The organism is Streptococcus pneumoniae (assembly GCA_040719455.1).
GTDB lineage: Bacteria > Bacillota > Bacilli > Lactobacillales > Streptococcaceae > Streptococcus > Streptococcus pneumoniae_G.
In genome coordinates this window covers 1,041,165-1,053,576 of record JBFDTN010000001.1, presented here as the reverse complement: position 1 = coordinate 1,053,576, position 12,412 = coordinate 1,041,165, and the positions used below count along the sequence as shown (strand labels likewise).

The following is a 12,412-nucleotide window of genomic DNA, read 5'->3' as shown; positions in this document are numbered from 1 at the left end:
GGTTGTAAAAAATTTTTAATCCCAAAAGAGTGTGTTTTTGATTTTTTTTTGAAAAACAACGCAAACGTTTTCGTAAAAGTAGAAAGCTACTCATATTAGTTATAAGGTTTATATGTTTACCTTTGGAATAATGGATAAAGGTAGACTTTTTTTGTGGCAAATTTACCAATTATTGAAATTGAAGATAAAGTTGACGACTTAGTGAAAGCGACTAAGAGTCAAGCAGATAAAAGTCAATTTATTTATGATTTTTTATCTTACTATGATATCCCCAAGGCAACGATTACGAGGATGAAAAAGGCTGGGGAGACAGGAATTAAAAATAAGTTGTTGTATGAGACAGTAGCTGAATCACGCTCGTCTATGGCTCGATTAGCTGAGCTGGAGCAAGAACTAGCTGATAAAAAAGCTAAGCCTCGCTTTATCATAGTGACCAATTTTGTAGAATTTGCTGCAAAGGATATGAAAACGCAGGAAGCGATTATTATATCTTTTGCTGAATTAGCTAGTAAAGCAGAATTTTTCCTCCCTTGGAATGGTGTCGAAAAGACAGATTATCAGCGAGAAAATCCAGCAGATATCAAGGCTGCAGAACGTTTTATCAGGCTTTATGACGAGTTAAGGAAAATCAATCAGTTTGAAGATCAGACTCTTGAAGAAAAAGAGTTTAATCTTTTCTTGATTCGCCTGCTTTTCTTGCTGTTTGCGGAAGATACGGAAATCATGAAGAAAGGGATTTTTACCAATGCTATCAAGACACGTTCTCGTGAAGACGGTAGTGATTTGAATCCTGTCCTTAATCAGATTTTTGCTAGCTTAGATATGGCTAATCGCACCAATCAAGAGGTATGGTTACAGGAATTTCCTTATGTTAATGGAAAGTTATTTACTAAAGCCCATACCAATTTGACCTTTGATAGAAAAACTAGAAAGCTCATTTTAGAGGCTGGAGAGCTACTCAACTGGAATGACATCAATCCTGATATCTTAGGAGCTATGATCCAAACTGTGGCTAATAAGGAACAACGTGCTAGAGCGGGCATGCACTATACCAGTGCGGAAAATATCATGAAAGTAATTAATCCTCTATTTTTAGATGAGTTAAAAGAGGAATATCAGAGGATTCTTGAAAAATTAAACGACAATGAGGATAAGGAGATTACCGAGCGGACAAGGAGAGAAAATCGTAGTCAGTATGAAAAAGACTTGAAAAAGTTACGTCACCGTATCAGTCAGATTAAGTTCTTTGATCCTGCCTGTGGTTCTGGAAACTTTTTGATTATCACCTACAAGGAACTTCGTCGCTTGGAAATTCAAATCTTGAAAATGATACGTTATTTGACGGGGAATAACTCTATTGACTTATTTGAAAACTCCAGCATTTCACTGAACCATTTCTACGGGATTGAGCTGGATGATTTTGCTCATGAAGTTGCTCGTCTCTCCTTATGGATAGCCGAGTATCAGATGAATTTAGAGGCAGAAAAAGAAATCAATCTGAAATCAGCCTTTTTACCCTTACGAGATGCTGGAAATATTGTTGAAGGAAATGCTCTCAGACTAGATTGGAACGAGGTGCTTCCTCATACAACTGATGATGAGATTTATATTATCGGAAATCCGCCGTATATTGGAAGCAAGCTACAATCCAAAGAACAAAAAGAAGATTTACGATTGTCTATTGGTGAAGATTATCAATATAAAAAAATGGATTACATTGCTGCTTGGTTTTTCAAAGGAATTGATTTTATTCAAGAATTGCATGCTAAATTAGCTTTTGTATCGACCAACTCTCTATTCCAAGGGGAACAAGTAGCAATTGTCTGGGAATCTTTATTAGATATCGCAGAAATTGAGTTTGCCTATACTTCCTTTAAATGGGGAAATAGTGCCGCTCATAATGCTGGTGTGACTGTTGCCATTGTTGGTATTAGCAATAAAATGCATAGTAAGCCAACTAAACTTATTTATACAGAAATGCAAGAAAGAATCGAAGTTGACCTTATCTCTCCCTATCTCACAAAAGCAAAAGAGACTGTTTTGATTAGAAGTCGGAGAAAAGCCCTTTCAGATTTGCCAGCGATGGTATTTGGCAGTATGCCACGTGATGGAGGTCATCTATTGATTCCAACTAAGCAGGAATATTTAGAGATTATTACTGTTTATCCAGAGCTTGCAGCTTTTATCAAACAATATATGGGGAGTGAGGAATTTATTAATGATAAGGTAAGATATTGCTTTTGGCTTGATGAAGAGCAATATCATCAAATACATAAAAATCCTATCATTCAAGAAAGAATTTCTAAGGTAAAAGATGTCAGGCTAGCAAGTAATGCCCAATCAACTCAATTGGCTGCAAAAACTCCGTATGCATTTGTGCAAAAAGGAGAGTGGGAAAAGGCGTATCAAGATTATCTAAGGTCAAATGAAACAGAATTTTTGCAAATCCTTGTCCCAGCGGTATCGTCTGAAAATCGTGATTATGTTCCTATGGGATTTGTAGGGGAAGAAACAGTTGTCTCTAATGCTACTTATGTTATCTACAACGCCCCAATTTACCTTCTTGGTCTATTGGAATCTCGCCTTCACATGGTCTGGCTCCGAGCGATTGGTGGAAAACTAGAGACACGATACCGATACTCAGCAGGGTTAGTCTATAATACCTTCCCTGTGCCAATCTTATCTACTACTCGAAAAAATCGCATTGAGGAAAAGGTATTGGATATTTTGGACTTACGAGAGGAGTTAGGAGGGACGCTTGCAGTACTTTATAATCGTGATACTATGCCTGAAATCTTGAGACAAGCCCATGCAGAGTTAGACGAGCTTGTTGAAAAAGCCTATAAAGAAACACCATTTAGAAGTGACGAAGAAAGGCTCAGTCACTTGCTCAACTTATACAAGGAAATGACGGAGAATGAACATGGTAACTAACATTGTAGAGATGACCTATCAAACCAAGGGAACGAGTGTTAATACCAATTCTCTTGGTATGCGGGAAATGCAAGCTCGTGTTTATGAGAAACGAGATAGCCAGTATTTGCTAGTCAAAGCTCCCCCTGCATCTGGGAAATCACGTGCACTCATGTTTGTTGCTTTAGATAAACTTTATCGTCAAGGAATTAAAAAAGCGATTATTGCAGTTCCTGAGCGCTCCATTGGCAAGTCTTTTCGCTCAACCAATCTATCTCAGTATGGTTATTATTGGGATTGGTCCGTGAATGATGCCTATAATTTGACATTATCTGGGACGGATAAGAGTAAGGTTCAAGCATTTTTAGACTTTATGAAGTCAGATGATCCAGAAGCCCGTATCTTGATTGCTACCCATGCGACTTTACGATTTGCGGCTGAGCAGTTAGACGATAGTGATTTTGATAACTGTCTGCTTGCTATTGACGAGTTCCATCATGTCTCTCAAGATGACAATTCTGTCTTGGGGCAAACTCTGAAAGGAGTTTTAACTTACTCGACTGCGCATGTCTTTGCCATGACGGGTTCATACTTCCGAGGAGATAGCGTACCAATTCTTGACCCTGCAGATGAGCGATTATTTGACCGCGTGACTTATACTTACTATGAGCAGCTAGAAGGCTATCGCTATTTGAAAAGTTTTGGTATGGGCTATAAGTTTTATCGTGGTCGCTATATAGATGCGCTGGATGAGTTGATTCCAGAAATTATTGATAAAAAAACAATTATTCATATTCCAAATATCAATTCTGGAGAATCAACAAAAGATAAGTACGGAGAAGTCGATGAAATCCTTGATAAGCTAGGAGAATATCTCGACAAAGATGATGATGGGATTATTAACCTAAAAACAAAAAATGGAGATATTTTAAAAATCGCAGATTTAGTCACGGAAGAAGGTCGTGATCGTGTCAGTAGCTACCTAGCGCAGATGACTGAAGTCGATGAACTTGATATGATTATTGCTCTCGGAATGGCAAAAGAAGGGTTTGACTGGCCCTTTGCAGAATATGCTCTTACAATCGGATACCGAAGTTCGTTGACAGAAATCGTCCAAATTATTGGTCGTGTGACGAGAGATAGTGAAAATAAAAGAACTGCCCAATTTACGAATCTCATCTCAGAACCAGATGCAGACGATGGAGAAGTGCAATATGCAGTCAATAACGTGATGAAGGCTATTACAGCGAGCCTTCTTATGGAAAATGTATTGTCTCCTGTTTTCAAGTTTAAACGTAGAGAATCTCAGACTGAAAAATCATCAGGAGCAGATATCTTTATTAAAGGGTTGGCTAAGCCTTCTACGGAGAGAACCAAGCAAATTATTGAGCAAGATTTGGTTGATTTAAAAGCAAGGGTGTTGCAAGACAGTTTAGTACAAGCAGCAATTGCAAGTAATGCTGATGCAGCTGTCATCAATAAACAAATACTTTCAAAAGTTGTGGCGGAGTCCTATCCTGATTTGTCTATCCAAGAAATTGAGGAGGTCCGTCAGCATCTTGTATCTGATATGACCATGACCTATGTCGAGCGAGATAAGGAAAATCGGGAACTTCTTAAAATGGGAGACCGCTTTATCAATATGGATGACTTGAATATTGATTTGATTGATAGCGTTAATCCTTTTCAAAGATCCTACGAGGTTTTATCAAAGGATATCAATTCTACGACGCTTAGTCTCATTGCGCGTGTCTTTGACAGTAAAAAAATGGAATTTTCAGAAGAGGAATTAAGAGTCTTATATCCTCAGATTAAAACTTTTATGGCAGCAAATGGTCGTCCACCTCAAAAGAATGCAGGAGATTCATCTGAAGAGCGACTTTACTATGCCTTGATGAAGTTAGCTGAACTCAAAAAGGAGCGTGAGAAGAATGGACTTTAAATCATTAGAAGATATTTTCCAAGATGAAGAGTTTGATAAACTGGTTGAGAGCGCTAAGCCTAAAAAAATCGAAAGAGTAGACCCTGATATTGAAAAATTTCAAGAAATCATTCATTGGATCAAAGAACATGGAGATGAGCCTCAAAAAAGTCGTGATTTAAAGGAGCGAAAGCTCGCTTCTCGCCTAAAAGGACTTCGGGATAGAACAGCAGAAGATCTAAAAAAGTATTTCCCCTATGATAAAGAGTATCATTTATTAGGTGCAAATAGAGCAGAGCAAGCTCTAGAAGAAGCTTTATTTGATGTATCTCGTTATGCAGATACGATTGCCGAAAAAGATAGAGGTCTAAGTACTCGTAAAATGATTCGGACAGGATTTGAACACTACAAAAACTTATTTACTAAGGTGCATCAAGAAATTGAGGCTGGACAAAGAAAGACCAAGCCGTTTAGAGGAAATAAAATTGTACAAGGAAATTTTTATATCGATAACGGTATTCTCCTCTATGTGAATAAGATTTATGATCCTAAAACAGGAGTAGAAGTAACAAATTCAGATAATAGAAGATACAAGGTGCATACGATTTACGAAAATGGAACGGAAAATCACATTTGGCTATTGAGTCTAGTTTCATCGCTTTATGATACAAAGAGAAATGGTCGTCTTGTCAAGGGAATTATCCCTGAAGTCCCAGGAATTTACATTGTTCGCTATGCGGGTGAGGATGACTATCTTCGCAAGATGGAAAATTTGTATAAAATTGGTTGTGCCGAGAATATTCGTAGACGTTTGCAGGGAACGGAAAAACAGTCAACTTACCTATATGCCCCTATTGATTTAGTATCCTACATTGAAGTTTCGCATTCACTAGTTGCCAAAGTCGAGACTTATCTCCATCACTGCTTGGCTGATAAGCGCTTGGAAATCTCCATTTTATCTCCGAGTGGAGAGGAGACGACAGTTAGAGAATGGTTTTTAGTCTCTTTAGAGGAGATAGAAAGATCGCTAGAGATATTAAAAAACATGATGCTATGATAGGATGATACAAAAAAACACAGGACTATTGTTGCCTAGAAAGACTATAAGGTAACAATAGTTCTGTGTTTTATAGGATTTAGAATTTTATAGGTAGCTGTGTTTTTTGCTCCAAATGCTCCAGATTATTCCACTCAAGGAGTTGGAAAGTTTCAAAATCATTGGTTTCAAGGATAGTGAGGCTGCTATTTGCCAGACCTCCCTGTTTTCTCAGAAGAGCAACATCATAGCCTAAAAGCGTCTTGAGAGAAGCGGTGAGATTGGCTCCATGACCGACAAAAAGGAGATTCTCCGCTGGTTCTTTCTTTTGGGATTTGATGAATTCAATCGTTCTTGTAGTTGTTTGATAGACTGTTTCCGCTCCGAAAATCGCGGGATGAAAGCGCGAGAGATTATGACGGAAAGCTTTCATCTGCTGAGGGTAAATGGCTTCTAGTGTGGAAAATTTTTGCCCTTCAAGACTTCCTAATTGCCACTCTTTTATCTCTGGGCAAGAAAGGATAGGTGGTTTGTAGGTATTTTCGGCTTGGATAATTTCTGCGCTCGCCAGTGCTCGAGGAAGGCTGCTTGATAAAATACGGTCAAAGTGGACCAAGGATAGACGCTTACCGAGAAGCTTTAAGTCAGCGATGGAAGAAGCAAGCAAAGGAGAATCGCCACTAGCACCTTGAAACCGTCCTTCTAGGTTCCATTCCGTCTTTCCATGACGGACAAAATATAATTTCATACTTGACCTTCTTCCTGTAAATCTGCAAACTGAGCACCGACAAAATCTGCTAAATCTTGTGGCGCAATCGCAATGCTGTGTCCCACTTCACCAGCTGATACGACCATTGTTTCTAGTTCAAGTGCTGAATGGTCAATGAATATGGGAAAGGCATGGCGTTGGCGGATTCCCACAGGATTGTTAGCACCGTGGATATAGCCGGTTGTTTTTTCCAAATCCTTTTGTGGAATCATAGCTACTTTTTTATTGCCAGATACTTTGGCGAGCTTTTTTTCCGCCAAATGCTCGGTAATCGGTAGAATGCCGATGACAGGTCCCGTCTTATCTCCCTTTAAGGCAAGCGTTTTATAGATTTGATTTTTGGTTAGCTGTGGAGGGATTTCGCCTTCCAAAGCATTGATTTGCAATCCTTCATGGGGAATTTTTGCCTTGGTTAAGATTTGCTCGACCAAGGTTTTCTTGATTTTTGCTTTTTTAGCCATGAGGTGTATAGGCTCCTTTCTACATAAAAACAATCTCTTCTATTATACCATATAGTCATTTAGTTTTAATTGATTAGGTCGTTAATTCGTCCTGCTCCAACAATCTCCTAGACTGTTGAAGGTTGGAAATGAGGATTATAAAATCATTCTCAGCTAACCTAAGTTCTGCCTGCGACTCGTTGCCTTGTACGAAGTCAAAAGGAAACAACTATACTTAAAAAATGCTATTAAAAAAAGCAAGACCTGATAGGACTCAGCTCTTACTTTTTACTAAATAATTTTTCAAATGTTTTCTTTGGTTGTTTTTGAACGGATAATTGGTTCAAATCAAGTACATGTGGAAAGCCATTGAGACTTCCTTGTGAAGTGTACTGGTGCAAATCATAGTCTAACTCCGTATCTGGAGCAGCATTGTAGTAGCCATTGTCATATCCATAGGTCGGAATCCAAATTGCTGAAAATTTGTCAGTCGTAAGACTATGCTCTTCGATGAAGTAAGTTCCGACATAAATCCCGATTTTTTTAGCACCGAGAGCTTCTAATTTTCCTCGAAAAGCTTCGATCCCTTGATTCATATCAGCCATGGTTTTTTCTTCAACATCTAGCCAGTAGTAGGTTGGTTTATAGCTAGAAGCAGCTTTGTAAAAGCTCTCAGCTTCTTCTTCCATCTCTTTGACACTACTTGCCGCTACATAGGCATAAACGGCAACAGGAATGTCTCTTTTTTGGAATTCCTCGATATGTTTTTTATAAGATTTATCAAGACCGTTGGCATAAGTCGCAGCATTTTCCTTTGTTGTTTGAGCGCCGCTATGAACGCGGACAATCGCTCCAGAGATATTTTGTGAAAGGAGGTCATAATCAATCTCACTTGGAAGCTGCCAGCCTGACACGTCAATGATAGGTTTGTAGGTGACTTCTTCGTCTTCAGTTTCCTCTGGTTTGTCTTTTTCTTCCGAAGAGGAGACAGTCGTTTTGCTACTCGATGCGACCGATGATTGGCTCGTATTTGTTTTTAGCTGTTGTTTTTCTGCGCCTTCTGAGAGTTGCTTACTGATAAGAATGATACCAATAAAACACACAAAAAAGGCCAGCATCAGCTTGGGCTGTATTCTCTTTCTCATATAATGTTATTCTAGCGTAAAATCAAGGAAAAAGCAAAAAAAATATCTATCATTAAAGGAAAGTATGTGAAATGTTAACAAATTGCAATAAATGTCATATTTGACAATAAAAAGCAGGGTATAAGAGTGCAATAGATAAGAGGAAATTTTAGGATTGATGTTCGTTTATGACTTTTTTTTAAGGCATAAAAGTGGTATAATGTTCGGTGAATATCAAAATAAAAAGGTGAATTATGAAGATTGATAAACGGCACCTCTTAAACTATTCTATATTGGTTCCATACTTGATTTTATCGGTATTGGGGCTGATTGTAGTTTATTCGACAACAAGTCCAAATTTAATAGAAATCGGAGCTAATTCCTTAGCATCGGTCATGAACCAGGCTGCCTTTTTTGGCGTTAGTTTAATCGCGATTTCTCTCATCTATAAATTTAAACTAGACTTTCTAAAAAGAGAGCGTTTGATGATTGTGGTGATTTTGGTTGAAATCATCTTGCTACTGTTAGCGCGATTCTTAGGAGAGACGGTCAATGGAGCAAAAGGCTGGCTAAAAATTGCTGGAGGGTTTACCCTTCAGCCAGCAGAATATTTGAAACTGATTTTGATTTGGTATTTGGCGCTCAAATTTTCCAAGCATCAAGAAGAGATTGGTATTTATGACTATCAGTATCTGACCAAAAATCAATGGATTCCTCGCAGTATCAATGACTGGCGGGCAGTGACGCTTTTTTTGATTGGCTTAGTAGCCATTATGCCTGACCTTGGAAATGCGACAATTTTGGTGTTAACCACCATGATTATGGTGTCTGTTAGTGGAATTGGCTATCGCTGGTTCTCGACGATTCTGGGGTCCTTATTTGGAATTTCCTTTGTGACTTTGGGGACGATTTGGCTGATTGGGGTTGAGCGTATGGCACAAATCCCAGTATTTGGTTATGTAGCTAAACGTTTCAGTGCCTTTTTCAATCCGTTCAAGGATTTGACAGGAGCTGGTCACCAGCTGGCTAATTCTTACTATGCTATGAGCAATGGTGGTTGGTTTGGCTTGGGATTAGGAAATTCCATCGAAAAACGTGGCTATTTGCCAGAAGCCCATACGGATTTCGTATTTGCCATTGTCATTGAGGAATTTGGCTTTATCGGTGCTAGCTTGATTTTAGCCTTGCTCTTTTTCCTCATTTTACGGATCATTCTAGTCGGAATTCGAGCGAAAAATCCTTTTAATGCCATGATGGCGATCGGAGTTGGGGGCATGCTTCTCACTCAAACATTCATCAATATTGGAGGGATTTCTGGCTTGATTCCATCCACTGGGGTCACTTTTCCCTTCCTCTCTCAAGGAGGAAATAGTCTTTTGATTTTATCTGTCGCCATTGCTTTTGTGCTAAATATTGACGCTAGTGAGAAGCGAGCAAGTCTGGAGCAGGAATTATCTGAGTCTCAAGAAGACAGTAGAGCCGGTAGTTATCGAACCATAGGGAGGTAATCATGACATTACAACGTTTAGAAAGTTATAGCAATAAAGAGGTCATTCAGGAAGAAGTGACTATTTTGACCACGATTTTGGATGAAATCACCCAAAATATGTTAGCAAAAGAAACCTTTGAAAAAATCAAAACCTTGAAAGAGTTGTCTCAATCTGCGAATTACCAAGGTTTAAATGAGCTGGTACAAGACTTAACCAACGAAGAGATGGTCTTGATTTCTCGCTATTTTGCCATTTTACCGCTGCTCATCAACATCTCTGAGGATGTGGACTTGGCTTATGAAATCAATCACCAAAACAATATCAATCAAGATTACCTTGGGAAGTTATCAACGACGATTGATTTGGTCGCAGATACGGAGAATGCCAAAGAAATTTTGGAACATTTGAATGTTGTCCCAGTTCTAACTGCCCACCCAACACAAGTTCAACGAAAGAGTATGCTGGATTTAACCAATCATATCCATGGACTTCTTCGTAAGTACCGTGATGTGAAGCTCGGTCTCATCAACAAGGACAAATGGTACAATGATCTTCGTCGCTATATCGAAATCATTATGCAGACAGATATGATTCGTGAGAAGAAACTCAAGGTCACCAATGAAATCACCAATGTCATGGAATACTATGACAGTTCGTTCTTGCAGGCAGTTCCTCATTTGACCAAGGAATACAAGCGCCTCGCGAGCGAAAAAGGGATTGAGCTAGACAATCCGCATCCGATTACTATGGGGATGTGGATCGGAGGCGACCGTGACGGCAATCCGTTTGTAACGGCAGAAACCTTGAAGAAATCAGCCATGACCCAATGTCAGGTGATTATGGAGCATTACGAGCGCAAGATTTTCAGTCTGTACCGAGAGTTTTCTCTATCGACCAGTATTGTCAATACAAGTGAAGCAGTGGCAGAAATGGCTCGCTTATCAGAGGATAGTTCTGTCTTTCGTGAAAAAGAACCTTATCGTCGTGCCTTTTTCTATATTCAGACCAAGCTAAAAAATACCAAGGATTTCTTGTTAGATGACGGTAAGAGAGAACCTCGCTACACCAATGTAGCAGAGTTTAAAGAGGATCTTTTAGCCATTCAAGACTCCCTTTTAGAAAACAAAGGGGAGTCACTCTTGTCAGGTGATTTTACCGATTTATTGCAAGCGGTGGATGTTTTTGGATTCTATCTTGCGTCCATTGATATGCGGCAGGATTCAAGTGTCCATGAGGCTTGTGTAGCAGAATTACTCAAGGGAGCAGGCATTGTGGACAATTACAGCGACTTGTCAGAAGATGAAAAATGCCAAGTCTTGCTAGACGAGTTGACCCATGACCCTCGGATTTTATCTGCGACCCATGTTGAGAAATCAGAACTCCTGCAAAAAGAATTAGCTATTTTTCAAACAGCTCGTGAATTAAAAGATAAATTGGGAGATAGTGTGATTCGTCAGACCATCATTTCCCATGCGACTAGCGTGTCTGATTTATTAGAACTTGCCATTATGCATAAGGAAGTGGGATTGGTCGATAAGGATACGGCTCGTGTGCAGATTGTGCCGCTTTTTGAAACGATTGAGGATTTGGATAATTCTTACGACACGATGAAGAAATACCTGTCTCTTCCTCTTGCTCAAAAATGGATTGCGGCGAATCGAAACTACCAAGAAATTATGCTTGGTTATTCAGATAGCAATAAAGATGGCGGCTACCTATCTTCTTGCTGGACACTTTACAAAGCGCAGCAGCAGTTGACGGCTATCGGCGATGAATTTGGAGTGAAAATCACCTTCTTTCATGGACGTGGTGGAACAGTCGGGCGTGGCGGTGGTCCAACCTATGAAGCAATCACCTCTCAGCCGCTTCGGAGTATCAATGACCGCATCCGCTTGACAGAGCAAGGTGAAGTGATTGGCAATAAATACGGAAATAAAGATGCAGCTTACTACAACTTAGAAATGTTGGTGTCTGCTGCCATTAACCGTATGATTACAGAGAAGAAAAGCGATACAAGCACATCCAATCGCTATGAAAGTATCATGGATGAAGTGGTCGCAAATAGCTATTGTATCTACCGAGATCTTGTCTTTGGCAATGAGCACTTCTATGATTATTTCTTTGAATCTAGTCCTATCAAGGCGATTTCCAGCTTTAACATTGGCTCTCGTCCTGCGGCTAGAAAGACCATCACTGAAATTGGCGGTTTAAGGGCTATTCCTTGGGTCTTTTCATGGTCGCAAAGTCGGGTCATGTTCCCAGGTTGGTATGGTGTGGGCTCAAGTTTTAAAGCCTTTATGGATAAGGATCCAGAAAATATCAATTTCTTGCGGAAGATGTATAAAAACTGGCCATTTTTCCAATCGCTTCTATCAAATGTTGATATGGTCTTGTCCAAGTCCAATATGAATATCGCCTTTGAATATGCAAAGTTATGTGAAGACGAAGCCGTGCAAGCTATCTATCACACGATTTTAGATGAGTGGCAGTTGACAAAAGAAGTGATTTTAGCCATTGAAGGCTATGATGATCTCCTTGCAGAAAATCCATATTTGAAGGCTAGTCTTGACTACCGTATGCCTTACTTTAATATCCTAAACTATATTCAGTTAGAATTGATTAAACGTCAGCGTCGAGGTGAGCTGTCTGAGGACCAAGAACGTCTCATTCATATCACGATTAACGGTATTGCGACAGGACTTCGAAACTCTGGTTAAAA

Annotated in this window: 8 protein-coding genes; 5 read left to right on the top strand and 3 right to left on the bottom strand. The window is 39.4% G+C overall.

Annotation, left to right across the window (positions count from 1 at the left end):
- Window positions 1-153: 153 nt before the first annotated feature.
- Genes AB1I63_05060 through AB1I63_05050 form a run of 3 tightly spaced genes read left to right on the top strand, consistent with a single transcriptional unit; the run spans window position 154 to window position 5,891 of the window.
- Window positions 154-2,934: a DNA methyltransferase gene (locus tag AB1I63_05060; protein MEW4354254.1), complete on the top strand. Its 2,781-nt coding sequence runs from the start codon at window positions 154-156 to the stop codon at window positions 2,932-2,934.
- Window positions 2,924-4,855 carry a DEAD/DEAH box helicase gene (locus tag AB1I63_05055; protein ID MEW4354253.1) on the top strand — a complete coding sequence of 644 codons (1,932 nt, stop codon included), beginning with the start codon at window positions 2,924-2,926 and terminating at the stop codon, window positions 4,853-4,855. The genes AB1I63_05060 and AB1I63_05055 overlap by 11 nt, the downstream gene beginning before the upstream one ends.
- A complete protein-coding gene (locus AB1I63_05050; protein MEW4354252.1) occupies window positions 4,845-5,891 on the top strand; it encodes a GIY-YIG nuclease family protein in 1,047 nt (348 codons plus the stop codon). Before AB1I63_05055 ends, AB1I63_05050 begins: the two co-directional genes overlap by 11 nt.
- Before the next feature lie 79 nt (window positions 5,892-5,970).
- Here AB1I63_05050 and AB1I63_05045 read toward each other — a convergent pair whose 3' ends face one another.
- The 3 genes from AB1I63_05045 to AB1I63_05035 all read right to left on the bottom strand — a co-directional run bounded on the left by AB1I63_05045 (window position 5,971) and on the right by AB1I63_05035 (window position 8,224).
- The gene (locus tag AB1I63_05045; GenBank protein ID MEW4354251.1) at window positions 5,971-6,618 is read right to left on the bottom strand and encodes a histidine phosphatase family protein; all 648 of its coding nucleotides are present in this window, start codon (window positions 6,616-6,618) and stop codon (window positions 5,971-5,973) included.
- Window positions 6,615-7,100, bottom strand: a complete 486-nt coding sequence (locus tag AB1I63_05040; GenBank protein ID MEW4354250.1) for an aminoacyl-tRNA deacylase — start codon at window positions 7,098-7,100, stop codon at window positions 6,615-6,617. The genes AB1I63_05045 and AB1I63_05040 overlap by 4 nt, the downstream gene beginning before the upstream one ends.
- Window positions 7,101-7,360: 260 nt before the next feature.
- Window positions 7,361-8,224, bottom strand: a complete 864-nt coding sequence (locus tag AB1I63_05035; protein ID MEW4354249.1) for a GH25 family lysozyme — start codon at window positions 8,222-8,224, stop codon at window positions 7,361-7,363.
- 233 nt (window positions 8,225-8,457) lie between these two features.
- Between AB1I63_05035 and AB1I63_05030 the strand changes: the two genes are divergently transcribed.
- Both AB1I63_05030 and ppc read left to right on the top strand, forming a co-directional pair.
- Window positions 8,458-9,711, top strand: coding sequence for an FtsW/RodA/SpoVE family cell cycle protein (locus AB1I63_05030; protein ID MEW4354248.1), 1,254 nt, complete (start codon window positions 8,458-8,460; stop codon window positions 9,709-9,711).
- A gap of 2 nt (window positions 9,712-9,713) precedes the next feature.
- Window positions 9,714-12,410 (top strand): phosphoenolpyruvate carboxylase, encoded by a 2,697-nt coding sequence (ppc, locus tag AB1I63_05025; GenBank protein MEW4354247.1) that lies wholly within the window; start codon window positions 9,714-9,716, stop codon window positions 12,408-12,410.
- Window positions 12,411-12,412: the final 2 nt, after the last annotated feature.